Raw genomic sequence first — 24,221 nt, 5'->3', positions numbered from 1 at the left:
GGACGATTCACGTGGTGTCCCCTATTTATATTCGATAATTTGGGTTGCAGATCGGGTCAACCGTCTCCATCCATATTTGCATGCGCCGATGAATTCGGGGATTTTGCCGCCGACACAACTAGTCGCGTAGATCATCGACGATGACGCGGGCAATCCTCGGCGCCGGCACGTTCGTGTTACTTTGGCCCAAAGCACTGCATAGGCCAACAACAACACGCCGAGGCTTAGAAAACGGGTGGGCCAGCTCAACACGATCGCGATCAACGGTAACACACCGCCCCACACCAAGACGCTGCGGAACGGTTTGGCAAAATGGCGTTCCGGTGGACGACCATGCATCGCAAAGCCCTGAGCAAAACCATGCCCACAGCGGATCGAACGCCTCCACCACTGGGACAATCGGTGCATGTCCGCATCATGCAGCGTCATTTCGTGGTCGATGCGACGTAGTTTCCAACCCTGTTGTCGAATGCGTACACAGACTTCGTCGTCTTCGGCGGCGATCACATGTTCGTTGTAACCATCGACCGATTGCAAGACGTCACAGCGGAACATGGCGTCTCCGCCACAAGCTCGCGTTTCGCCGATCGGGGTGTTCCACTCAATATCGCACAGCAGATTGAACACGCTGGCGTCGGGATAACGTTCCCGGCGGCGTCCGCAAACCGCAGCAAGTTCAGGATGTTCGCTCAGCGTTTGACGCCCGGCTTCGATCCATCCCGCGGCGATCTCGCAGTCTCCATCGACGAATTGGACGAATTTCAATTCGGGAGCGTTTTTAATCAGACGCTCGAACCCTGCATTGCGTCCGCGAGCGGCTGAGAAGGGCCGGTTCGTATCCAAGTGCACCACATCCGCACCAAGCCGGGTCGCAACGTCGACGCTGTTGTCATCCGAGCCCGAATCGACATAGACGACGTGCGGCGAATCCCGCAGTGCCGATCGCAGACATGCTTCGAGCCGGGAACCTTCGTTTCGTCCAATCGCAACGACGCCGATGTCAGAGAACAACCGAATTAACCTTGTGTGGGGTGGGGTAAAGCAGAGGGAATTGCGTTCAGTACACTGAGTTCAATAAGCGCCTTTGCCGCTCAACACCACAGGGATGGTTTTGACGATCAGTTTCACGTCGGTCAGAAAACTGCGGTTCTGAATGTAGTCCAGGTCCATGATGAGTTGCTCGGCAAATGGAATGTCACCGCGGCCGGACACTTGCCAAATGCAGGTCAAACCGGGCAGGACGTCACAGCGACCGTAGTCCTGGACGTTATAACGCAGGACTTCCTCGAGCAGCGCCGGGCGAGGTCCCACGACGCTCATGTCACCACGCAGCACGTTATAAAATTGAGGCAGTTCATCGATACTGTAGCGACGGATCCAACGCCCCACCTTGGTGATGCGGGGATCGTGCCGCAATTTGAACGTGCGATCGTCGGCGTGTTGGTTCATCAATCGCATCGCCGCTTTTTGTTTGTCCGCATCGACTACCATCGAGCGAAATTTTAGACACTCAAAACGGCGGCCTCCGCGGCCTACGCGTGGCGACCAATAGAACACCGATCCACCGTCTTCGCATTTAATCGCGATGGCTACCAGCGCGATTAGCGGAATGCACAACAGGATCGCTACGGTCGAAATGGCAACATCCATGATTCGTTTGCAATGTCCATAGACATCGATGCCTTCGATCGACGGCAGCCCCGATGTGAAATTCAGCGGTGGGTTGGCGAGTGTTGGTGTCATCATCGCAAGTCTCAGCACGTCATGGTGTCAAAAAGGATGTCGAAGAACAGCGAACCGGATGAACGTCAATGTGGCTGCAGGAAACAGTGTGGCTGCAAGAACTAGTGTGGCTGCCGCAATTTTCCCAAGCAAGGATTTTCTTAGCGTGTGTTGCTTGAAACAAACGAAGTGGCTGCGGTGTCGTCTGGAAAAATCTCGCGTCGAGAATCGTGTGGCGATGGGGCAACGGCCGAGGTTCGTTTATCCGAAGCGGGCAAGCCAAGTATTCGATTGGATAATTTTTTCGCTTCGCGGCGGACATCGTGACGTCTGCGGACGCGTGCTGCGCCGTTGTTTCCGCGTCGCACGATTTCCTCTTCCGAAACGTTGATCGCCTGAGTCATGGCATGGCACAATCGCGTGACGGATCCGGCGGGGATCAGCCAACCCGTGACTCCGCTACGGACCAGTTCCGGGATTCCGGCCACCGCAGTTGCGATCACGGGGCGGCCGAGGGCCAGCGATTCCATGCATGCCACGGGCAACCCTTCCGCAAAACTAGGCATCACAAGCACGCGGCTCTGTTGGATCATCGATTGGATTTCAGGACCTGTCTTCCAGCCCGCCAGCACCACATGAGATTGCAGTTGATGTTCCCGGATCATCGCTTCCAGCGTGCTTCGCAGCGGCCCATCGCCGACAATCGTCAATTCAAACGAAACGTCATCACGAGCCAGCTTTGCGGCGGCTTGCATCAGCAGCGGCATCCCCTTCTGCTCATTCAATCGTCCGATTGCCAAGAAACGCGGCGAAGTCGGCGGCGGTGTCCACGCGACATCAAAATACGTCTCATCCAAGCCGCACCGCACCAAGTGGACTTTGGACCAATCAGCAAACTCAGCCCAGCGATACAGTTGGCTACATCCAAATCGGCTGATTCCGACCACAAACTCGCTCGATGCAATCTTCTTTCCAAGTCCGAGTTGGATTGGTCGATCGAATTCCTCTGGGCCGTGTACGGTGAAACTAAATTTGGGACCGCCCAAACGTCGACAAAGCGTTGCCACGGTTGTCGAATTGGTTCCAAAGTGAGCATGCAGATGATGGATCTTGTCACGATCGCTCCAACGCTTGATCACCGTCGCTTCGGCCAAATAGATCAGGTGGCGAAACAGCGATCCCGCATTCCAGTAAAACGCCATGGCCAAGCGAATCGCGGCCAAGAATCGGATCGGATGGGACAACGCGACTGCGACGAGGGATCCCAGCAACACGTGAATCGGCAGATCCAGCACGTAGTGGGTTTGCGATTCCTCTCGCTTGTCCTCGGGGTCCACGACTTGCACCCAAGGTCGGCGAATGCCGTAACGAATCACGACATGGCCGAGTCGTTCCAAGGCATGAATCTCGCGGCGAATAAACGTGGTGCTGATCGAGGGATATTGGTTGACCAAATAAGCAACGCGTGTCGTCTGTCGTGCGTGCAAGTGGGAATCACTCATCGGATGATTCCTCGAACGAAGACGCTGTTAAGCAAGAAGTCACGCCAAAGTTTCGGAGGATCGATCGCCGGTTTTCGTTGCACGATGGCACGGCCAATCCAAATCGCTCGTCCGACCAACCAAGCAGCGTCCGCAATCGCGGTTCGCAGCTTGCCGTGTTTCGACAGGAAATAATGGCGTCGCGAATCAAACCAATATTGAGGCCGCTGCTTCAACACGGCTTGAGCACCCGTCACGCCCGAGGATTGGCCGACCAAATGGATCACGCGGCTAGCGGGGTGGTACCACGTTTGATAACCCGCTTGTTTTGCGCGGTAACAAAAATCGACCTCCTCGTAGTACATGAAATAGCGGTCGTCAAACATGCCGATCTTGTCGATCAATTCGCTGCGGATCATGAAACTGGCCCCGGCCACCCAATCCACTTGGCATAAATCCTGCGGTGGATCCGGTGCAACGTTGTGACGCTCGAGCAGCCGCGTCAACGGACCAAATCGCATCGCGTCGACAAACTCGCTGCGGATCGTCGGAAAGCGACATGCGGATGTTTGCGGCTCGCCATCTGGATATTGCAGTCGGCTGCCAACAATTCCCGCCGACGGATTGGCCCGCAGCGTTTCAAGCAGCGGTTCCATCGCGCCGGGCAATGTCACCGTATCAGGATTGAGTAACCAAATCACGTCGGGCCGGTCCTCCCGAGCCAGCGCTGCGGTGATGCCGACATTGTTCGCCCCCGCGAACCCTTTGTTGTCAGCCAATGCCGTCAACCGCACCCACGACTGCCAAGCATGCTGCTGTATCGCCGCGGCAAGGATGCTTGGAGAATCGTCTCCCGAGCCGCCGTCAATCAATTCCACCGAAAAATCAGGATGCTCACTCGCTACCGGTTCAAGTGACTCCAGACAGTCGACGGTTAACGCCGCTGTGCGGTAGTTGACGATAATGGCAACGATGTTCATAGCTTGAAGACGATTCAGTGGGAGAGCCCGATGCCATCTACTTTGACACTAAACGAGTGGGTTTTATAGCGGTGCGGCGCAAGCCGCCCGGTCGAAATCGAATGTTTTTTCACGCTGCGAGTGGACGGCCCCCATGCCGCGAGCGCTATCAAAGTCGATCGCATGGGACGAGAGCCGATTGTAATCCAGCCGGTCGCACGTTTGCGTTTCACGTCGGCTGTCCGCTCAGTGCAGGATTATTTTTCGCAGGCGTTGTGGTGCTGGTCGTCGGTGGGGTGCTGGATCGCGAAGGAAGTGCGAACCGCGGGATCGCATTGACCGTCCACTCGGCTCGTTTGGCATACCAGCTTTCTCGCGAATGTCGGCAAGCGGCTTGACGTGCGTTGAGCGACATTTCGTAAAGCTGTCCGCGGTGCAGTTCCAGTTCCGCGATCCGTTGACCCGCTTTTTCAAGATCGTTCTTTGGCAGAAGCATCCCCGCTTTGTCGCTGGCAATTTGTTTGATAAATCCCGGATGATCGAAACCGAGCATTGGCAGTCCGGAAGAGTAACACGACAAAAAACGATGCATGCCGCAATCGATCGCGGGGGTCAGCAGCATCGCGTCGTATTGCCGCTGCTGATGCAGTGACTCTGAAACGCTTGGAGCGATTTGTCGAAAACTGACTTCGCGGCTCAGTCCAAGCTTGGCAATCTGATATTGCAATTCGGATCGTTGAAAACCTTGCCCATAGATGTCCAAGACGACATTGGCTCCGAACTGAATCGCATAACGAACAACTGCAATGCTAAGGTTGACGCCATACTTGTTTTCCAGCGGCGCGTACGAAACCAATCGCAATGGTTGCAACGACACGTCGCCACGAAGTCGTCTGAGTAGATCCGCTTCGGAAATGACATCCTCATTAGAAATCGGGGGCTCACAAAACAGTTGTGAGTTCCGCGCGTACCGCGAATACTGACGCATCGAGGTTTCGCTACTAAATAGACTTAGCTCGGATCGTTTGGCCAAACGTTCGCAGCGGCGGCGACAGCGGCGATTGGACAATCGATCCCGCATCGATAGAGTTCGCGAGCCGTACGAATCGTCGTCGTTGGATGCGTCTGAGTGAACCAGCACGATCGGGTGCGAAATGCTGGTAGATTGAAAGATGCCGTCGGCGATCACGGCATCGGTGGGGCTAAGGATTTCAGGTTGTAAAACACATGCCGACTGAGTGAACGATTGTAAAATTTTTTTCCACGTCCCTGGGCGATTGGCGATGTTGCGAGAATCGCTTGTGTGATTGCCCCAACCAGACTGCAGCACCGGTTCAACTCGGATTTCTTCACGTGCAGTGTCGAATGTTTGTAGTCGTCCGGCTTCGCAATCGGCGTGTAAGGCGGTCTCCGAGTCGACCGCAACCGCAGGGGCTAGCACGCTGAGTTGGCCGAACTTGCCATCCAACGAATTTCGCAACAAGCGAAGTTGACGCGCTCGATCGGATGTCAAATAAATCCGATCACCATGTAAATGGTACGGTTGGCAAGTGAGGATTAAATACATCAATTCATCGTGGTGTAAGACTGGTCGCTTGGCTGCTGTTTTATTTCAATCCGGTGCCAGCTGTCTTAACAACTGGCCAATCTCATCTGCTCTTTTCGATCAATTCACTTCACACCCGATCACATCATTCAAGGTTGCATCACTAATTTCGATCGGTGCGAATCCATACGCGTTCAGGGTGAAAGATGAAACTTGTATACAGCGGTAACTTGCGAATGGCGTAAAGCGGGATAGCAAAAACCATTCCCAATGTTGCTCGGCGAGGATAAAAACATGACCACGCCCAACCCAGTCCGATGCCGGCGACACTCATTGCAATCGCCCATACCATCAATGGCCCGATTGCATATCCCAACCATGCAGCGGTCGCCAACATGGTGCCGATCACGAACGCAGTGACCATCAACAATGACAACGGCAAAACCATCAAATCCAAAGCTGCCAAAAAACTTGCCAGGGTCGGTTTGCGGATCCAACCTCGGATCAACCTTGGCACTTGGCTGCCGACCAATTGCAAATGACCATGTTCCCAGCGACGGTGCTGGGTGTCGGCCGCAGCGATGTGAGTCGGAAAGGTCGCTAAGCACTTTGCCTCTGGACAATACTGGACCGGGCAACCCGCCAAAATCATGTCAAAGGTCCATCGCATGTCTTCGACAAGATGGCCGCCGGGACCACTGAGTCGTTTCAATGCATGCCGTGGAAATGCCATCCCGGACCCAAACAACATACATCCGCCTCCGATTCGAGTCAGACCTAAGGGACGGACAAAGTTCTTGACGGTAAAAGCAAATTCCGACAATGCACGCGGCGCGGTGAACGAAACCGAATCAGGATGCTGCATCAAATAGCAGGCTTGCGCCGGTCGCTGCGTGCGTGATACCTGGATCGCCAATCGATCGATCGTGTCTGTCCACACTTTGCAGTCCGCATCGACAATTACCACCACGCGATCTGGCTGCGTGGCCGACCCGATGTTCGTGGTGGCTTCCTGCGAATTCGTCAACTCCAATGCGTCAAAGGCAAAGCGAAGTGCGTAATCTTTGCCTCGGTTTTCCAAGTCAAATCGCTCAAGCACCGTCATGCCGATTGTTGCGTTTGAAGATACAAGAGCCTCGGCAAATTGGCTCGCAATCTTGGCGGTGTCGTCGTTACAGTTGTCTGCGACCAAATAGAGATGGTCGCCCGGTCGCATCGCCGCTGTCACCGAATCAAGTGTGCGAACGAGTCCAAGTTGTTCATTGTGGGCGGGAATGATCACATCCACCGCCGGACGTGACTGCGGATCGACCATGTCATCGTCGCTGGGGACGCGTTCCAAAGGCCGCTGTTTTTCTTTTCGCAACAACGCCAACAAGCATTCACTACCGAAAACGATCAATGGGACCGCAATCAAAATTGCCATCGTCCAAAGAAACGAATCGATCAATGCCTGAGAAATGGTCATGAGGTAGGCAGGTTGCGGTTTAAGTTCGTAAACGATGGGGAAATGAGGTTGGTCAAGATGCGATCACGGCTCCGAGTAACCTTGCATCAAAATCGATCAGGTCGTTGATCAAGTTCGTCGCTGCAGGAGAGGCTCCGTCACGTTCGAGTGAACAAACAATCACGGCATCCGCGCCGCTGGCGACCAGTGTCGCGGTCGTTGGGTCGCTCGCACTAAGTCCACCGATCATGATGTATTGGTACGAGCGAATGCTGGCGGCCAATTCATCCCACGTGTTATGACTCATCGCATCGCACAGCAATGCAGGGTCTTTGATCAACAGTCGGTCGACTTTATCCGTCTTGCCGATTTGCATTTCTTGATCTTGGATCGATTCCACTGCGTATTCACCAGGGAATGGCGTGACTTTTCCTGCCGCGACCACTTCCACGATCAACACCCGTCCACCATCACGTGCCAAATGCGAAGCGGCGCCAAACAGGATTCCTGTAGGACATGCTTTGCGGCCGGTTGCCACCAACGCCACCGACGATCCAATCGGAAGATTCAATCGCTGGATCCGCGAAGCCAAAATGCGAGCCGTGGTGCCGCCGGTGTGTCGTTTGGATGATTCGCGAGTATGCCGACTCAAAATCGGCAACCCATGTTTGCTGGCGAGTCGTTCATGTTGATTTGGACTGGCCCGAAAGAATTCGATCAACAGTGCGGGCAATAGCAAGAACATCGAACCAGCACCAAATCCAGCCACCATCACCTTGGCTTTGTTGCTGGACACTGGAATCAACGCTGGCGACGCTGGTGAGGTGGTCTTCAGCACGTAGCCGTCGGTTTGCAGTAAACGTTCCATCGCTTGACGTTCTTCTTTAACCCGGTCTTGCTGATGTGTAATGCTCTCCAATGCCACCTTGAAATCTCGCAGCTTTGGTGACAATTCGACCAATGCCTTGTAGTCGCTCTCGAGTTTGGCGATCAGTTCTTGGTAGCTTTCGTATTCCGCTTCGAGTAGTTTCAGTTTTTCGTGCTCGTCGCGAAGACGTTCATCGAGCTGGACGAGAATCTTGCTTTTGACCGCTTCGTCGACGTAGTTGCCCGAGTCGATGTCGTCGAATATTTCAGTGATCGACCCACTAATGGCGGCGGTCCGTTCATCGTCGCCCGATTCGAGACGCAGCACTTCGATCTCGCTTTGCAACGCATCGTATTCGGACTGAGTCACCAAATTACGATCGTAAAGCGATTTTAGGTTGACGAGTTCCTTCAGCTTTGATTCCAGTTTGATCTTGGCTGTTTCGCGACGACGATGTTCATGCAATTGGTCCGTCAACATCATTCGCCGTTCTTGTTCAGCCAAACGGATCACCTCGTTCTGCATGATCGTCCGTTTTTCGTCGGCGAACTTGCCCGCTCGCGCATCAGCGACTTGCTGTTCCATTTGTGCGATGCTTTGTTTGCGCAGTTCGATCAGAATCCCCTGGCGTGCCAAGATCGCTTTGGCTTCTCGTTTGGCGATTAAATTGGCATCGATCTCGGCATGCAAATCGTGACTGTTGTGCTCGAGGCACAGTTGGTCGTAGGTGGCCTGCGTCTTGGTTCGTTCGGCGGCCAATTCGGCCGTGCGTTTGTCGAGTGTTTCGAGATGCTTGGTGATCGTGCCGTTGCGGATTTCGCGTGATTTGTCGCCTACAATTTGCATCAACGTATTGACGACCTGTTTGGCCGTCTCGGCGTCCGAGGCACCATATTCAAGAACAATGTCAAATGCCCCCTTGGTCGCTTGCACCTCGATCGCCTTGGCCGTCGCAGATTGGGGTTCGTTCAGCGGTACCGACTCGTAGAGTTCTCGGATTGTGTCCGGTGCGTCGATTAGCACGACCATGTCCGAGGCGAGCGGCACAGCAAAAAATGGGTACCCCACTGTGCTTTGTTCAAGCGTCAGGCGACCTGTATAGGTGAACGTGTCTTTAGCAAATCGATCTCCCGCCCACCATGCAACCGCGGCGCCAAGGATGCTGGCGATCACAAACCATTTGATTGACCGTCTTAGAAATTGGCTAAATAGCTCGTTGTCATGCGATTCATCGAATCGAACCGAGTGAACCCCCGAGGCGCCCTTCACGGTGCCTTGGATCAATTCGTGTGATTGATCAGCGTGGTCGTTTTGCAGACTTAGCATTCAAGACTCCTATTGGACTTGCGTTGCCTGGACTTGCGTTGTTTGGTTCGCATCCGAGTCGTGGTCGAACCATTAATATTGATAGATTGCGAGATGGAGTTATTGCGAAGGAAAATAAATATCGGATTGCGGACAACTCCGGCGGTGCTCGTCTGCAAAATTCGCACCTTGATTTGCGTCTGAATCCAAATTCATTGTAAACGGAATGATTGGGTGCCTGGGGGGTACAGTACCCAATCATATCGAAATTCAAGTCGCAGTATATCTTTTTTTTGAAGCAGGCCTTGTGATCGATCTAATGGATGACGCTTTGCCGCTAAGCAGAGTGCAATAGCAATCCTTCGGATCTTAGAACGTGGTGCCCTGGTTCGTTGTCGAGATCGCACGCGATTGACCCGTTTGCAAGCGACGCGCCTTGCGAGCCACGATCGACGGTGACCGACGAGCCGATATAAGAAGCCCAACGATGCATCCCGCATTGAATAAGAACGCAAAACTATAGGATTCTGACATCCATACAGTGATGATCACCAGCGTTGTGGCTAAGACCGAAGATAAGAGAGCCACCATCAAGAACTCCGTGGGCTGAGTCAGCTTCGCGCGTTGTCGAAGAAACGCTGCAAAAATGCCGATCGGAAGCAGTAGAAATGCGATCGAACCGATGACACCGGTATTCAGATAGTGCAGCAGATAATGATTGTCGACGGATAGAAAGAGACCTCGCAAATGCGGTTCTAACATCGCTTCGTGTTGAGGTAAGGTGCCCCAATTTCCATATCCAATCCAACCGACTTGCGAAAGCGGTTTCTTATAGACGGCAAATAGTAGATAGCGATGTCGCGTCCCCGAATAGGTATACGTTTCACCATCAATTTTTATCTTTTGGATACCATCTTGGGCTTCGATGGCATCAGCCATCTTTAGCATCGTTGGCAGCATGACGATACTAATTGCGATGACGAGCACGCATGCAAAGAGCGAGAAAAGGCGAATTGGCGGGAAATAGTACCAAGCCAATCCAAACATTACACCTGCCAAAACCATGCATGGTCCGCGTGAGAGCGTTGCCACCGTGCCCATCGTCAGGATCACCGGAGCAATCAGCCATAACTTTGATCCCCGTCCCCAATAACTTTGATAGGTCTGGGTGAATACCCACGGAGCGGCCAAGGCAAGCACCAAGCCGCCATAGATTGGATGTCCAAACCAAGCTTCCGCTCGTTTCAATCCCAAGCGGTGCCCAAAATCGCCCTGGCTCGATCCTTCGTGGCCGAGCAGCGTGTTGAAGACGTTGTAATCCGCCACTGATTCGACGATCATCGCCCCCGCTAGGATCAGTGCTAGCGTTGCTGCCAACGGAACAAAATCGATGGCGTCTTGATCATGAATCAAGATCAGCCGCGCCAACATGTAGGGAAACAACCACTGTGCCAGCAAGTTGAGGATGACGGTGGGGCTGAAGTGGTCGTTCAGCGTCGTGCTGATCGCGGCGGTCACCACAATCACCAGCGGCAACAAATCAATCCAAGAAAAACCAACAAAGGCAAACTGTCGCGGTTTAACCACAACGACAGCAACTGCCATCAATGCAACCACGCACCGTACGGTGATATCGGCGGCGCCGACCTCGAGTGCCAACCACGTGGGGACCAAAAAGGCAACGGCCCAACCCGCGCGTGCCGCGTGCCGCGGCGAGTAAAATCTCGCCACAAAAAGCATCAGCACTGCGACACTAAGGGCGATGAAATGGAACATGCAAGGTGACGGTGACGGGCGTGCAACCAGGAAAAATGCCGGCTCCCGGTTCGCGCGGACTGACTAATCATGCGGTGCGCCGACCATGAGATGGACCGGACGCGAGTTTCGGGCCGAACGCGAGTTTGGGTGGACTAGCCTAATGTAATTGCGGAATGCAGAAGGTCCAATGGGACGATCCCGTGGACTCCTGTGTCCGATTCGCTTGCAAATCAAACCGCGTCGCTTTGATCGCTGCATGCCCCATGGGATGGTTGTGATGCAAACCATCGCTGCGGGAATGCGAGAATTGACAGAGAATTATCGAGTCGTGATGGGAGCCACCGTCCCCGGATTTCCCTGGTTGATCGCGGCACGATAGACATCAATCACCCCGGATTGAAGCTCGCTGCCGGCGGGCAACGGAAAACGTCCGAGCCCCTTGCCCTGATAATGAATGTCCTCAATCACATTGGGGCTCTTGCCGGTGCGGTCAATCGCAATCGATTGGACTTGCCACTGATGCACGACGATCTCGTAAAGCACTTCGGGCGGCAAAGGCAGCGAATTTTGCCGAGTCACCACATCACCGAACTCCGTGATCACGCGGTAGGTATCGATCCGTTCTCCGGCAGCGGCGCGAGAGAACTGGCGGTTCACCACCTCGCCTGACGGGATTTTGATCTGCTCGGTCTTCGCATCGTCTTTCAGGTTTACAATCGTGACCACCAAATCGCTCGGGCTTCCATTGCGAAGCCCAACCGTGACCGGGGGCAACGGAGGTCCTGCGACGACTTGAGAATCAATCAGCACCGACTGCGGCCGCGGGCGAATTGGCGGCAAAACCGAAATCGCCGGCGGTCCAATCGGTACCGCAAATCCGGGGCCCCAAACCGGAGCCACCGGGGCGAACGGTGCCGGAGCGAAGGAGGGAATCGGACCAAAGCCGCCTGGGAAAAAGCCGTGATTTAGTTGCGGCGGAGGCGGCGCGTTCGCAGCGGTGGGACGCAAAATGCCGGTCATCACTTGATAATGAGGCGACAGGTCATCCAAGTCCGCCATCCACATGTCGCCGCGGCCGGACCGTGGAAATCGTAACACTCGATTCAGTTCGGGGTGAAAGTAGCCAGCATATTGGCCGTCCAGCGAATCGAATCGCGGGTCACGAAAATAGACCAATCGGCCCGCCGTCGCATCGCGAATTACCATCGCGTCGCCCTCGAGCGAGATCACCGTGCTACGCGCCCCCGATGGCTGGATCACTTCAAACGTCTGGGACCATCCCCAAGCGGGCAACCCGCTTGCGATCATCAGTAAAATCCATCGCATCGCAATCACCCCCGGAGGTTTCGGTTCGTTTGGCACCGCTGTCTATTCTACGGCAAACGAACCAACGGCGTTATCGAGGATCCGCTGCGGAGCTGACCCGACGGCCAATCAACCCGGTCAAAAACGTGCTAAAGACGAGACAGCACAATCCTCCCATCACCAGGACACCGGTGGCGGCCAAGCGGTCGCGAACTTGAACCCGTTTCCATGCCAAGGCAATCTCGCTTTGGATCGCTTTGTCAAAACTCAACTTGGCCGCATTTTCGTAAAGAATCGTGTCACCCTGTTTCACCTCGCCCGCATAGCGATCGGTGATCAAGTTGTTTTCAATCCACTCGTCGGTGACCGACAAATACTCGCTGCTAGCACTGCCGTCGGTTTGGCCTTGGACGTAACGGACCAACGCCGCCCGCTGCAGCCGTTTCAGTTCCTCTTCGCTCTCTTGGCGGCTTTCGGCGGGGGATGAAACGACGACCCACGACTGCAGGTCGCCGTCGAGCTGCGGTAATTCGCTCAGCCAAGCAGGCCGGTCATCGGGATAGCTGATTTGGTCCAGCGGGGCCACCGACAACTCTGGCGCCGTTTCGGTCTGAGTCGACACGTTGTCTTCATTGAATTCGGAATCGTCGCCTGGCTTGGATTCTGCACTCGCGTTCTCGTCGCGGAGCGAGGTTTCCACTTTCTTGGCAACGTCATCCACCGCCATCGCCACCATCGGACCGACGGTGATGACCATCAGCACGGCGACCAGCGGGGTTAGGATATGACAGCGGCATGCAGCCGAGCAGTGAGGCGACTTGTTCATGCAGGTCCTCGAGCGTTGGCAAGTTCTTGAGCGATACCATCGTGGGCGGAACGAGGAATCGCAGGCTGCGATGGTGTTTGTGGGATCCGTTCCGGTTTGACGCGAGGATTGATCCATGGAGCCGACATTTGGATCGCAATTGCGATTCCACCGGCGATCAGCATTCCAAACGGTTGCGGGATTGGTAGCAGCTGGTGGACCGCCCATTCGCCCACCACTGCTACCGCAACGCTCCATAGGCTTAGTCGATGTCGACGCAGCGGATCCACCGGTCGCCACCAACGCAGTAACGCAAATAGTATGGCAAAGTGTGCCATCATTGCCGAAGCACGCGGAATACCATCGCTATAGAGAGCCTGAGGAAGCGTGGTGGAATCAATGTTGCGAGCCAATCCCGCATCAATCGGTAGCATCAGGAATCCGTTCATCGCATAAGCGAACAACCCCACACCGCCGCCGACCCCGGCCAAGACGATGCGGCGAGGAAGGCTTTCGCCTTCGTCACGTTCCCACAACTTGCCCAGCCCAAGGATCGAGATTGCCGCGGCCATCACCACCACGGCCATCCATCCGTAGGGCGCAATGGCGATTGAATCGACGGTGCCGGTGCGAAGCCCGATCACGCCTGCGGTGATCGTCAACGCCAACGTGGTCAAAATGGCGGTAATCCAGGAGGTGCTCAGTTCGGCGGCGCGGTGCACCGACCGTTTGGCACACAGGTCATTTCGCATCTGCGACCGCCACTGCGATCGCGTCATCGGCCGTGCCGGGCCATGGGTGTTCGTGGCAATGCGTTGAGCTTGAGCGTAGCTGGGTTGTTGGCTGACGTGCAGCACCATTTGACGCACGATGTAGTAGGGCACGTAAACCACGCCCACGATCGACATCAGCGGCAACAACCAGTGCGTGTTGATGATCAACACGAAGGTCGCGACGATCAACAGGAAAAACTTTGCCCCCGGTGAACGATCCAGCGTGTGCCACCAACATTGCAGATCCGAAACACTCGCCCGCACCGCGCGAGCAAGGGGTTCGCTGTCGTTGGCGACATTGGCATGATGGACCGCAGCAGTCGGCGACTGCGGTCGGCCACCGGTCGGTGCCGATGATTTCGCTGTGAAACTTGATTTCGAAGACACGCTGTCATTCGCGTTTGCGTTCGCGAGCGTTGCTACGATGGGAGCATCCGGCGTGTTGGGTTGGATCGCATCGGCATGGATGGCGGCTGGCCCCGTTTGCGTGATCCCAAGGGCGTTGGTCATCTCACGTACCGAGCGAAACCGGTTCGCTGGATCCTTTTCCAAACACTTCGCCACGACGGATCGGTACGGTTCGGCCAACACGGTGACGTCGGGTTTAGCCGTCATGTGTTTGACGATGATTTCGTGACAGCTTTCGCCATCAAATGGCACGGTACCTGTGAGCAATTCGTAGGTCATGATTCCGATGGCGTAGATATCGATTTCGCGGCCGTATTCGCCACGCCCAATCTCGGGTGCCATGTAGTGAAATGTGCCTACGCTTTCGGTGTGGCCGCCGCGATGTGATGCCGAGATGAATTTGCTTAAACCGTAATCGCCTACTTTGACGATTCCCATGTCGTCAAAAACGTTGCCGGGTTTCAAGTCGCGATGGACCAACCCAGCCCCGTGCAAATGGTCCACGCCCGCAGCGATCCCCGACAACCAACGACGGACCTCGGTGACATCCAATCCGCTCGGGGATTGATCGAGAACCTGACGCAGATTTTGGCCGGCCACATATTCCATCACCACCCATGCTTGTTCTTGATCGTCACGACAAATGTCGTAGAGCGCGATCAAATGGGGATGTTTCAAATTCAAACAATGCGAAACCCCACGCAACTCCACTTCTAGATTGCGCTGGATCCGTTTCAGTGCGACCTCTTTGCCTGCCTCGCTGACCGCAAAATAAACCTCGCCAAATCCGCCCATGCCGATCCCACGACGAATCGTGTATCGATCCAGAGGCGTCGATCCGGAGGGGTAAGTGAATGACATCGATGAGGTCGTCGGGTGGCTAACGTGGGTTTCTGCGAACGGTCGTCGATCCTTTGCCAACGATCCAGGTTGGTGGTTCGATTCGACCTCTAGTTTACCGAGAAGCGTCGTCATGAATCGATTTCCCAAGTGAATTTCTCGACTGAATGAATGGCACAGGGCATCGGCGTCACGGTTGGCAGCGATTGGCAAGCAAATTTGCAGGTTTTCATTGCTTCACATCCCCATTTCGCTGTTGGTGGCTCGCTCTGCTGATTGGTGCTCGGCTGGCTCGTTGTGCCATCTGGTGATTCTCTCGTCGGTTGGTTTAGGCTCGATTCGCTGCCGAGCAGGGCGCCGCTTTTATGCTTTCTCGAGCGTCATCTCCACAGTCCCCACCTCCATTCTTTGCCCCACCGTCAGCTCCGACAATTCGGTTTCGCCAACGACTTTGCCCATCCAGCGGTCGCCGCGGCGAGTCATGACCACTTTTTCGCTTCCCAGATGGGCGACATTGATATGGCAATCTGCCGCCGATCCCATCAACAATGTTTCAGCCGCCAAAATCACCCCATCGACATGGCCATCAAAGCGATGAGGCGGCTTCAAGGTCAGCACCGCCGAATGACTTAGCGGGCTGGGGTGCCGAAAAATCAAGGACGCCGATCCCGGAATCGACAACGGACGCCCGCTCAGTACCAACTCGGCAGGTCGCGTCGCGTCGGCAATTTCCCAAAAATAACCGTCATCACGACGTGACAGGGTTCCCGCAATGCGAGGCAGATCCGAATGGACTTGAACATCGCTGTTGCCCGCCGGGCCAGCGCCGCCAATGGTCCAACGATCGCCCGAGAGGATCAAAAAACCTCCGCACCCATCGACCCAAAGCCTCCAGCTTCGTGCTGCAGGCTTTGAGTTCGCTAAGGGGATCGATTCGGACACGTCCATCAGCCTTTCTCGGTGCCACGTACCTTTTTCGCCACGTACCTTTTTCGCTACGTACCTTTTTCGCTACGTACCTTTTTCGCTACGTACTTTCATTGCAGCCCTACGTTGGCTGGCAAATCCAGCACAAACTAGTCTAGCTGGATCGAAACCAACGACTTCGACGATGCCTTGGTCTCGTCACCAAAATAGCTGGTGATTTCGTCAAGCAGATTTTCTTCGCTTGGCTCATCCAAATCGATCTCACCAAAGTACTCGACATCGACCTTCATCGTTTCTTCGGCAACATCAATCCGAGCATGGATTTCGTCAAGCAATTGACGTGTCTTGGAAAGATGGCTGTCGTCCAACGCCAATTCGCTGCTGGTTTCGGCAACACGAAGCGAAGCGAGTCGGGCCTGCAGGTTCTCGACTTCGACTTCGAGTTGACGCTTGGCGCTCAACATCGCATCCATTCGCTCATGGGCCGCTTGAAGCGACGATTTGCGAGCGGAAAGCATCTTTTCGAGTTTCTCGGCCGTCTCCTTGCGGGTCTTGAAGCGGCTAAATCGGTTGCTCAAGTCGTTTTTCACCTGAGCCGACGTGTACGTCCGACCGCCGTAGGTATAAAGATGCGAATCCTTGCGAAGATCCTCGCTCAGCCGCTCGATATCGGCTTGGGTCTTGGCCAACCGCTCGTCCGTTTCGGTCATCTGAGACTCGAGTCGAGCGACCTCGACCTTTTCTAGCGCAATGCGTTTGGCATTGTGTTCAATTTCGGGTTTCAAATCGGCAATCATTTGCCGAGCTCGCTTCAGTTCCCATTCCAATGGCATCGCGTCGGTCGTCGATGATCGCAACCAATCGACACCGCATCTCGCATAGCTGAACAATGGAACGCCCATCGTCATTGTGGACAGTAACGCAACCGCACCGCCCGCCAGGATCATCTTCTTTAACATCGATGTATCTCCCCAAACTGTGGCTGATTTTTCTTTCGTGCGGCACATTGGCCGCTGTACAAAAAGGAATTCGCACCCAAGTCGGGATTCTTGGCCGTCGGAGGAAAACTTTTTGACGAAAATCAGAACCTCGGCAATCACTCGCTTGCTGGCCGGGGGCAATGCCAGCGAGGGCAGGAAGAAAGGGGGCATCGGCAACGGGGGCATCGGCAATGGGGTATCGACAAAGCCGGCATTGCAGTGGTGGCCGCGGAGAATCCTGGCTGGTCGCCGGGCATGCCGCCCGGTGCAGTTCCGCTGCCGCGCAGTGCTGTCACGCTTCCACGCAGTGCAGTCCCGCCACTGCAGCAGCACGCCGATATCGCCATGGTGTTTGCCACCCCCTGCTGCAGAAAATAGTAGCGACTTAGAACGGCGAGGTTCGATTCTTTGAGATTTACTGCAAATCGTTGCTTAGGGCTGCCGAAAAGTAGGGCGATTTGGTGAGGCATTTGCCCTCAATCGGGCATTTTTGCCACGGGGGGATGTTGCGCCCAGGCAACATTGCGGTCTTTAATCTATGGAAAAGTAATGACAAACGTGACGGATCCGCCTTCGCTAATGACGTAGATTGGATTATTATTGGCTCGTGGTGTTCGATTTGCCGACATTAATTACTGGGAAACATGCCTGGATGACATGTCGCGACACAGCGATATCACTTTAATGACATTTCTTTTTTTCTTTTGAAAATAAGAACGATTTCCTAACTCGTTATTTTGATTGTGGTTACGACGCGGCGTTGGGTTCGGCATCGCGGATAGGCATACCACTTGCAGTGAACCCAAAACTGAAAAGACCGTCTAAGTCACTAACTCAGTGACCTAAAGGTCAAAACAGAACGTAATGTTTGTATATCGTCTCCGCCTGTTTATCTAATCAATTGATGCGCTGGATCGCAACGCGCAGGAGATTATCCCAATGACTACATCAAGCGACGTAAAGACTACACCCAATCCGAGTGACGAGCGTTGGCACGCTCTCGCGGCGACGATTTCGCCTGAATCGACCGACGTCTTCGGTCAATGGGTGAGCGACCAACTGAAGGCGCTCGAAGCACGTCTGGGCGATTTTGAGTCGCCTCGCTCGGTGTGTCATGACCTGCGCGGATAAACGTGCTGGAAACGGATGACGTTCACACGGCCCCCCTCTCGATCGGTGCCGTGTTTGGTTTGCTAATCGCTGTTTGGTTTACTAATCGATCTAAACCGCGAGTGCGTTTGGATCGCTAATCCGCCAAACCCTTAATCCGCCAAACCTTTAAGCCATCGAACCTTATCAAACCTTGCTGCACGCTTGAAAACGTTCCAAGCCGACTATTTATCGCTAAACGTCCATTACTGGACGTTCATGCCTTCGATCCGAAAGATCGCGAAATGGCTGGCACCGCCCGGGCCTTTGCCGCCGGGATATTTGTATTTCTCGGTGTCAATCTTGAACTTGCCTTCGACCGTCACCGGACGGGTGACGAAGTCGGTGGTGCGGCCCGGCAACATTTCGACGATGACGCAGTCGAACAACGCGGCCCCCGGCCCGAAGCAGCATTCCTGGTTGTCACGCACCAACACGAATTGATCGATATCGGTTTCTTTAAAGAGCGTGCTAGGCAGGATATAGCCTCGCAATTTCACTTTGACCCCATCGAGCCGTTTGACTTCGGGGGTCAACGCACTCTTTTCGAACGCCGCGTCCTTCTCGATATCAAACTTCAGATCGTCAAACGTGATATCCCCTTTAGCGAGCGACGCTTCGCTGCTTTTGCGTTCAACGACCCCTTTGGTTCTCTCGTCGGCTAGTTTTTCCGCTGGAGTCGCCGTTTTGCTGGTTTCCGTCGCCGTGGACGCGGTTTTGGGCGAATCGGCGTCTGCGGTCGCTGCGGAAATGCCGATCAGCGAGAACGTCAGCAGCACTACGAGCGAGTTCTTGTACCAAGCCATGTGAAAAATCGTCGTTGGAGGGATAAACCCGCAAAGGGAGCTGATGGCGAGTTGGACGGACGGAGGTAGGACGCAGGACCGGCAAGCGATTTCCTAACGCTGCCGGTTCTTTGCGACAGCGAAGCTTAACGGACTTGGTCCGCTTTTATGCGATAGAAAATATTGTTGTCAAAGTCAGTTAGCTTCTGTGGGGATCGATTGAGCTGGAATTTGCCAGCAAGTTTTCGTTTGGTCAGCCCCGCTTTGACGTTTTTCCCGTTCGTCACCGTAACTTCGATCATGTCGCTACTTTTGGGCTGGCCACCGAAGCAACAGGTTCCCAAGTCGGGGACCAGGATGAATTGACGAAGGGCTCCGCTGCCGGATGCTGGATGGATATAGCCTTTGAGAAAGACTTTATCGCCGTCGATGTCATAGGCAAATCGCGTCGGGATATCGGGCATCCCCTCGGGCTGCTGCAGTTCGTGAAAAGGAATCCGGGTGTAGCCGTCGGGAACTTCGGTCATGTAGATGTAGGTGTGCAGCCCGATCCCGCCGACCATCAGCAGCGCATTTCCAATCACGCCAAATTTGGCGAGCGCTCCGCCACTGTATTCGTCGGGAAATTGTTTGGTTGCCCGAAAACCAACGATGCCTGCGGCAATGCCGACCGCCGTCAGGATCAACAGCGGCGAGAAGGTCGGAATCAGCCCAGGGAAAGCAAGAACGAAGAAAACCACCGAAGCGATTGCCGCCCGGCTGACGGCTCGGTACGGGAATTCAACCACATCGCTTGACGATGACATTTGAAGTTCAGCTGACATGGGGGTAATAGAGCCTTGATCGAAGTCGCGGTAGCTTATTCACGCTCTCGCACGGGGACCGGAACCACTGCCGGGCCGCCAGAGAGCAACAGAAACTGGCCGATCATGATCGTCGCCAGTGACAGAGAAACTACGTAAACCAGCCGCCAAGGGTTCGCCGGTGTCGAGGTTCGTGATACCAGGGCAGGAGTTGCGACAATCGGCGTGTTGGCTGCCGTCAAACTTCCCATCGCCGCCCGCGGTGCGTTGGTCGTTTTGGGATCAAACCGTGCGTCCGCAGCAGGATCTGCAGCGATGGAGTGATTCGATGGACGCGGCACCACCGCTGCCACCGGCGACTGCGTCGCTTTGGGGACGGCCGATGTGTTCGGTTTGGTGGTGTCCTTGGCTGGCACCGGAATCGAGAAAAAAGTATTCGCCCGTTTGACACTTTCGGGATCGACCGACTCGAGTTCCTTCAATGCCTCGCTCGCTTCGGGCAGCGGACAGGCTCGCAAGTAGTTCACGACCGGGACACGAACCCAGTTGTTGTCGGGATCCGCTTCCAAGAAAAGCTGCTTCATCTTGTCGATTTGGCTCCAATCGCTCCATCGCGCCAAATCGGGGATGACCAAATCCGCGAGGTCTTTGCGGTCTAAAACGTGGTGCAGCGATTCCACGAGCGCACTTCGCGCGATCACGTCCCCTTCGGTGCCGTGAAAGCGAATCGCCATGATGGCGGCGTAGGTGTCTGCGTAGGGAGCCTTGTTGTTCTTCAGAAACAGCTCGTCGATCAGGGCGAGCCCTTTTTCGCCCGAAAGCGTTAGATAGCAAGCGACGAGGGCATCGAGCCCGCTGCGGCTGCTTTTTTGAGTGCTGCGAAGCTGTTCTTCGAGCATCGGCAAGTCTTTTTCATCGCCACAGACCCCCAGCATGGTCAAATACAGTCGTCGGCGATCCACCGTGGCTTCTGGATCGTTGATCCAGCTGACCAATTCTGCGTGGTCAATTTCCGGCGCCAGCTCTTTGACGGCCGAATAGGGGGCAATCGCGAATTCGTCGTAGGCGTCTCGCGAGAGCATCGTCTCTTCGTCTTGCAGGTAATCGTAGTAGAAACGCAATCGGGTGACGTCATCCTCGTCGGCCAATTTCGTGACCTTCATCAAATAGGCTTCGGCGCGGGGCGAAAGCGGCAGACAAGACCACTGCATGTTGGGTGGATCGACGCCTGATAGCATGAAGGTGCGGCCCGTTTTGACGTCACCGTAATAGATGGCGTTGACCTCTTGGCCGACTTTGACCAACGCGTCGCCTTTGAGCACCTTTTCGACTCGCATCAGCACTTCGCCCGTTTCTTCGTTGCGAGCGGATTCGCGGTCCACGGCGGTGGCGATCACGACCGCGTCCATCACGGACATCTCTTGACGCAGCGTTTGTGAAACGGCGTTACAGAAGGGGCAGGCCAAGCTGGAATTGCCAACAAAACTCGTCACGAGAATCGCGACAACGAGCAGTGACGTGGTGAATCGACGAAACGACATGCGTTGAACCAAGTGGGAAAGGATGAACAAAAGGGCGTTAACGCGACTGGATCAATCATCCAGTATAGCAATCAATCGATTTTTGTATCGAAATCCGCTGTGAATTTGAGTTTTCCGAAACAATCGCAAACTCACTGCATACGGAATCTTAGGTGGATGGTAGGCCGGTGGTGAAGTCACCAGGGGAACGCGTGACGCGTTGTTGCAAAAATTGTAGTCAAAATCGCAAGCCAAAACGACTCAACCGATGATACCAGATGTGCCGATAGTGACGGTACGCATGTTTGCGAGTCACCCATTGGGCCAACACCGGCCCTCCAATCATCGCCCCCCAGAGGGAGAGCCACGGATGCTCCGCCATTTATTGATCACTGCTGTCCTCCTTTGCAGTTGTTGTGCCCTGGCCGATACGGCTTCGGCGGAACAGCGTGCTTATGGCCAAAATTGGGGTGGAGCAGCCGGTTCCCGCGACTGGAATCGCTTCTATCACTACCCCTACGTTTACTACCCACAAAACTTCTACAGCCAAGAGTATTTCCAGAGCAGCGATAGCATGTACCATCGCTATCCCCAGGAAATGCGAATTCCGGTCTACAACAAGAAGTGGCATAACTACTACCCCAGCAGCCGCCGCTACCACCAAGGCCATCACTTTATCTTGGATGTGTTCTAGATCGCCGCAGCCTTGGATTAAACTTGGGTTGGCGACGGGGATGCCCCGCCGATCCGAGTCACTCAAGTGCGAGCCGCTATCCGACGGAATCCATGACCGCAGGTACCAAGATCCGTAATCTGATGCGGCTGTTCGATGCATCGGACGCTCCGGTGTGGGCGATCGATCCTGCGGGCAAGCTGGTCTATTTGTCCGCGGCCACCGCACGTTGGCTCGGCTTGGACGTCGAGCAACTATTGCAGCGGCGTGCGGTCGCTGGCAGTCCCGTGTCCAACGATCCGCTTGACCTTCTGGCAGCGACACTCTCGCCTCCGCCAGGGCTGAAGAGCCGCGGAACCGCATCGCTGCGTGTTCAGCCGGCGGGAGACGCGAAACATCGGATTAAACCAATCGATGTTCGTTTTGTCCGCGTCGGTTCGGCCGATTCAAGTTTGACGATTGCGATTGGTGGCCGGTTCAACGACCGGGTTCCTGACGAAGAACTTGCCGATGCGGCAAACGTGCGGCAACAGCTTGATGCGTGGCGAAAACGGCATGCCGCGATCGCAACGGTGGCCACTGCAGGCGTCTCTTCGTCAGCCAAGCGGATGCGAGCTCGGATCCATGTCGCCGCCAGTGTGCGAACGCATCTGGGGTTCTTTGGTCCGGCCGGTTCCTGTTGCGAATCGATCGCTCGGCGGGTTCATCAGCAATCGGCGCCTCGTGAACCGATCGCAATCGTCGATGGGCCGTTGATGGATCCCGAACTGCTTGATGCGTCCATCGTTCCGGTCGTCAATCAGTTGGCCAATTCCGCCGAAGCCAAAGCCACGGTGTTAGTTCGCGGTTTGGATGAGATGCCGCTGGACGCCCAGCGTCATCTCGTTGAATTGATCGGTTCCTACAACGATCGGTTGCGATTGATCGGATTGTGTAGCGATCAAACCACGCTGGATGCAACTGCAGACGAGCAGGCTCCGGCGAACGCGGATGTTCGTGAGGTGGTGGTCGGGATCAAGCCACCGCAGCGGCATATCGACGTCGCGATCGCGGATTTGTTGGCCTCGTTGACCGTGACCATCGATCCCTTGGCGTCGCGTGTACAAGACATTCCGGTGTTGGCTGCTGCATTGGTCGATTCGCATCATGCCGCCCGCGATGGCGTGGGGGAACGACTCAGTCGTGCGGCGATCGATGCGTTGGTCATTTATCCTTGGCCAAACAACGTCGAAGAACTCGACGCGGCCATGCGGCATGCCGTGCGAAATGCAACTCGCGAATCGATTGCACCTGAGAATTTTCCATTGGCGATTCGCTCGTATCGACCTGGGGATTCGCTGTCTCGCCGAAAAGTGCAAAGCGTTTCGCTCGACGAGATGCTCGAATCGTTTGAACTCAAGATGATCAAGAGTGCGGTGGAAATCAGCGATGGCAATCGTGCTGCCGCGGCGCGGTTGTTGGGAATCACTCGCTCGCGATTGTTGCGGCGAATCGATGCGGTCGAATCGGGGGCGGCCAAATCGCCACCGCAGACTCCCAAGTCGTCCTCACCAAGTGACGGCGATCGCTCATGAAAACAATTGCAAGCCAATGGCTCGATTCATCCGACGAGGTCACCTGGCTCGTTTGTGAACAGGGCAACCGCTGGGCCGATGCCGCACGTCGGTTCAGTCCCGAAGGGTTGCAAGAACCTTGGGTCTCGCAGGTGACATCGTGTGAACCGAGCGAGGTGCTGCGGCAGATCGCACGTCATCCGTTGGCCAAGACCAGCTCGCACCGCCGGATTCCGGTTGTGGTGTTATGGGAATTGACGCCCGGCGGGATCGCCAAAATGTTGCTGGTCGTGACCCAGGTCAAAGCCGCGTTTCCCGATGTGATCCAGATGGCCGGGATCACGGGGATTCCCAATTCAATGCACCCTGCGATTTCCGAGTTGGGGGCCTCGTTGTTGTTGACGGCTCCGGAATCGCTGCAAAATGTCGCTCGGCAAATCAATCGGCGTGCGTTTGCGGCGTCGCCCCCCGACGCGGCGTCGACAATCACGCCTGCGGCGTCCGCAGTCGCGGCCCCGTCATCCACGATCACGCCCTCGCCGTAGCGAGGATTCTGCGGGACCGCGGCGCCTACCGACCTTGCCAGAGCCGCGAAATGTGGTCAGGCTTTCTAG

20 protein-coding genes are annotated in these 24,221 nt (G+C 55.2%); 4 read left to right on the top strand and 16 right to left on the bottom strand.

Annotated features, from left to right (window positions below):
• Positions 1–21: 21 nt before the first annotated feature.
• The 13 genes from ABEA92_RS22075 to ABEA92_RS22015 form a co-directional block, all read right to left on the bottom strand.
• Positions 22–1,011 carry a glycosyltransferase family 2 protein gene (locus ABEA92_RS22075; RefSeq protein WP_345686248.1) on the bottom strand — a complete coding sequence of 330 codons (990 nt, stop codon included), beginning with the start codon at positions 1,009–1,011 and terminating at the stop codon, positions 22–24.
• A 60-nt stretch (positions 1,012–1,071) separates the two neighbouring features.
• Positions 1,072–1,746 (bottom strand): sugar transferase, encoded by a 675-nt coding sequence (locus ABEA92_RS22070; protein WP_345686246.1) that lies wholly within the window; start codon positions 1,744–1,746, stop codon positions 1,072–1,074.
• A gap of 137 nt (positions 1,747–1,883) precedes the next feature.
• Entirely contained in the window at positions 1,884–3,224 is a 1,341-nt protein-coding gene (locus ABEA92_RS22065) for a glycosyltransferase (protein WP_345686244.1), read from the bottom strand.
• Positions 3,221–4,183: a glycosyltransferase family 2 protein gene (locus tag ABEA92_RS22060; RefSeq protein WP_345686242.1), complete on the bottom strand. Its 963-nt coding sequence runs from the start codon at positions 4,181–4,183 to the stop codon at positions 3,221–3,223. The genes ABEA92_RS22065 and ABEA92_RS22060 overlap by 4 nt, the downstream gene beginning before the upstream one ends.
• Before the next feature lie 208 nt (positions 4,184–4,391).
• On the bottom strand, positions 4,392–5,729 hold the full coding sequence (locus ABEA92_RS22055) for a glycosyltransferase (protein WP_345686240.1): 1,338 nt from the start codon (positions 5,727–5,729) through the stop codon (positions 4,392–4,394).
• A 142-nt stretch (positions 5,730–5,871) separates the two neighbouring features.
• A complete protein-coding gene (locus tag ABEA92_RS22050) occupies positions 5,872–7,176 on the bottom strand; it encodes a glycosyltransferase family 2 protein (RefSeq protein WP_345686238.1) in 1,305 nt (434 codons plus the stop codon).
• A gap of 52 nt (positions 7,177–7,228) precedes the next feature.
• Entirely contained in the window at positions 7,229–9,349 is a 2,121-nt protein-coding gene (locus tag ABEA92_RS22045; RefSeq protein ID WP_345686236.1) for a GumC domain-containing protein, read from the bottom strand.
• Positions 9,350–9,697: 348 nt separating this feature from the next.
• Entirely contained in the window at positions 9,698–11,104 is a 1,407-nt protein-coding gene (locus tag ABEA92_RS22040; RefSeq protein WP_345686234.1) for an O-antigen ligase family protein, read from the bottom strand.
• Between the two features lie 300 nt (positions 11,105–11,404).
• Positions 11,405–12,412 carry a hypothetical protein gene (locus tag ABEA92_RS22035; RefSeq protein ID WP_345686232.1) on the bottom strand — a complete coding sequence of 336 codons (1,008 nt, stop codon included), beginning with the start codon at positions 12,410–12,412 and terminating at the stop codon, positions 11,405–11,407.
• A gap of 70 nt (positions 12,413–12,482) precedes the next feature.
• Positions 12,483–13,217, bottom strand: coding sequence for a hypothetical protein (locus ABEA92_RS22030; RefSeq protein WP_345686230.1), 735 nt, complete (start codon positions 13,215–13,217; stop codon positions 12,483–12,485).
• The gene (locus ABEA92_RS22025; protein WP_345686228.1) at positions 13,214–15,352 is read right to left on the bottom strand and encodes a serine/threonine protein kinase; all 2,139 of its coding nucleotides are present in this window, start codon (positions 15,350–15,352) and stop codon (positions 13,214–13,216) included. The genes ABEA92_RS22030 and ABEA92_RS22025 overlap by 4 nt, the downstream gene beginning before the upstream one ends.
• 228 nt (positions 15,353–15,580) lie before the next feature.
• A complete protein-coding gene (locus ABEA92_RS22020; protein ID WP_345686226.1) occupies positions 15,581–16,165 on the bottom strand; it encodes a hypothetical protein in 585 nt (194 codons plus the stop codon).
• A gap of 128 nt (positions 16,166–16,293) precedes the next feature.
• Complete coding sequence (locus ABEA92_RS22015; RefSeq protein WP_345686224.1) at positions 16,294–17,103, bottom strand: hypothetical protein; 810 nt, start codon at positions 17,101–17,103, stop codon at positions 16,294–16,296.
• A gap of 960 nt (positions 17,104–18,063) precedes the next feature.
• Between ABEA92_RS22015 and ABEA92_RS22010 the strand changes: the two genes are divergently transcribed.
• A complete protein-coding gene (locus ABEA92_RS22010; RefSeq protein ID WP_345686222.1) occupies positions 18,064–18,255 on the top strand; it encodes a hypothetical protein in 192 nt (63 codons plus the stop codon).
• 224 nt (positions 18,256–18,479) lie between these two features.
• Here ABEA92_RS22010 and ABEA92_RS22005 read toward each other — a convergent pair whose 3' ends face one another.
• From ABEA92_RS22005 to ABEA92_RS21995, 3 genes are all read right to left on the bottom strand, one after another.
• The gene (locus tag ABEA92_RS22005; protein WP_345686220.1) at positions 18,480–19,079 is read right to left on the bottom strand and encodes a DUF3299 domain-containing protein; all 600 of its coding nucleotides are present in this window, start codon (positions 19,077–19,079) and stop codon (positions 18,480–18,482) included.
• Between the two features lie 125 nt (positions 19,080–19,204).
• Entirely contained in the window at positions 19,205–19,882 is a 678-nt protein-coding gene (locus ABEA92_RS22000) for a DUF3299 domain-containing protein (protein WP_345686218.1), read from the bottom strand.
• Positions 19,883–19,917: 35 nt separating this feature from the next.
• Complete coding sequence (locus tag ABEA92_RS21995; protein ID WP_345686216.1) at positions 19,918–21,402, bottom strand: hypothetical protein; 1,485 nt, start codon at positions 21,400–21,402, stop codon at positions 19,918–19,920.
• Positions 21,403–21,751: 349 nt separating this feature from the next.
• On the opposite strand from ABEA92_RS21995, the gene ABEA92_RS21990 reads away from it, so the two are divergent.
• The 3 genes from ABEA92_RS21990 to ABEA92_RS21980 all read left to right on the top strand — a co-directional run bounded on the left by ABEA92_RS21990 (position 21,752) and on the right by ABEA92_RS21980 (position 24,152).
• Positions 21,752–22,075, top strand: coding sequence for a calmodulin-binding protein (locus ABEA92_RS21990; RefSeq protein WP_345686214.1), 324 nt, complete (start codon positions 21,752–21,754; stop codon positions 22,073–22,075).
• Positions 22,076–22,167: 92 nt separating this feature from the next.
• A complete protein-coding gene (locus ABEA92_RS21985; RefSeq protein WP_345686212.1) occupies positions 22,168–23,628 on the top strand; it encodes an AAA-type ATPase lid domain-containing protein in 1,461 nt (486 codons plus the stop codon).
• Entirely contained in the window at positions 23,625–24,152 is a 528-nt protein-coding gene (locus tag ABEA92_RS21980) for a hypothetical protein (RefSeq protein ID WP_345686210.1), read from the top strand. The genes ABEA92_RS21985 and ABEA92_RS21980 overlap by 4 nt, the downstream gene beginning before the upstream one ends.
• Positions 24,153–24,221 lie beyond the last annotated feature (69 nt).

Origin of the sequence: Novipirellula caenicola, assembly GCF_039545035.1 — a bacterium.
In the GTDB taxonomy this organism is placed as follows: Bacteria; Planctomycetota; Planctomycetia; order Pirellulales; family Pirellulaceae; genus Novipirellula; species Novipirellula caenicola.
Note: the sequence above shows the minus strand (reverse complement) of the source record. Positions and strands in the feature narration are given on the sequence as shown.

Excerpts from the sequence above, each read along its gene's own strand:
- ABEA92_RS22070 (WP_345686246.1), bottom strand. The coding sequence starts at position 1,746 with ATGATGACACCAACACTCGCCAACCCACCGCTGAATTTCACATCGGGG.
- ABEA92_RS22065 (WP_345686244.1), bottom strand. The coding sequence starts at position 3,224 with ATGAGTGATTCCCACTTGCACGCACGACAGACGACACGCGTTGCTTAT.
- ABEA92_RS22060 (WP_345686242.1), bottom strand. The coding sequence starts at position 4,183 with ATGAACATCGTTGCCATTATCGTCAACTACCGCACAGCGGCGTTAACC.
- ABEA92_RS22055 (WP_345686240.1), bottom strand. The coding sequence starts at position 5,729 with ATGTATTTAATCCTCACTTGCCAACCGTACCATTTACATGGTGATCGG.
- ABEA92_RS22050 (WP_345686238.1), bottom strand. The coding sequence starts at position 7,176 with ATGACCATTTCTCAGGCATTGATCGATTCGTTTCTTTGGACGATGGCA.
- ABEA92_RS22045 (WP_345686236.1), bottom strand. The coding sequence starts at position 9,349 with ATGCTAAGTCTGCAAAACGACCACGCTGATCAATCACACGAATTGATC.
- ABEA92_RS22040 (WP_345686234.1), bottom strand. The coding sequence starts at position 11,104 with ATGTTCCATTTCATCGCCCTTAGTGTCGCAGTGCTGATGCTTTTTGTG.
- ABEA92_RS22035 (WP_345686232.1), bottom strand. The coding sequence starts at position 12,412 with ATGCGATGGATTTTACTGATGATCGCAAGCGGGTTGCCCGCTTGGGGA.
- ABEA92_RS22030 (WP_345686230.1), bottom strand. The coding sequence starts at position 13,217 with ATGAACAAGTCGCCTCACTGCTCGGCTGCATGCCGCTGTCATATCCTA.
- ABEA92_RS22025 (WP_345686228.1), bottom strand. The coding sequence starts at position 15,352 with ATGACGACGCTTCTCGGTAAACTAGAGGTCGAATCGAACCACCAACCT.
- ABEA92_RS22020 (WP_345686226.1), bottom strand. The coding sequence starts at position 16,165 with ATGGACGTGTCCGAATCGATCCCCTTAGCGAACTCAAAGCCTGCAGCA.
- ABEA92_RS22015 (WP_345686224.1), bottom strand. The coding sequence starts at position 17,103 with ATGTTAAAGAAGATGATCCTGGCGGGCGGTGCGGTTGCGTTACTGTCC.
- ABEA92_RS22010 (WP_345686222.1), top strand. The coding sequence starts at position 18,064 with ATGACTACATCAAGCGACGTAAAGACTACACCCAATCCGAGTGACGAG.
- ABEA92_RS22005 (WP_345686220.1), bottom strand. The coding sequence starts at position 19,079 with ATGGCTTGGTACAAGAACTCGCTCGTAGTGCTGCTGACGTTCTCGCTG.
- ABEA92_RS22000 (WP_345686218.1), bottom strand. The coding sequence starts at position 19,882 with ATGTCAGCTGAACTTCAAATGTCATCGTCAAGCGATGTGGTTGAATTC.
- ABEA92_RS21995 (WP_345686216.1), bottom strand. The coding sequence starts at position 21,402 with ATGTCGTTTCGTCGATTCACCACGTCACTGCTCGTTGTCGCGATTCTC.
- ABEA92_RS21990 (WP_345686214.1), top strand. The coding sequence starts at position 21,752 with ATGCTCCGCCATTTATTGATCACTGCTGTCCTCCTTTGCAGTTGTTGT.
- ABEA92_RS21985 (WP_345686212.1), top strand. The coding sequence starts at position 22,168 with ATGACCGCAGGTACCAAGATCCGTAATCTGATGCGGCTGTTCGATGCA.
- ABEA92_RS21980 (WP_345686210.1), top strand. The coding sequence starts at position 23,625 with ATGAAAACAATTGCAAGCCAATGGCTCGATTCATCCGACGAGGTCACC.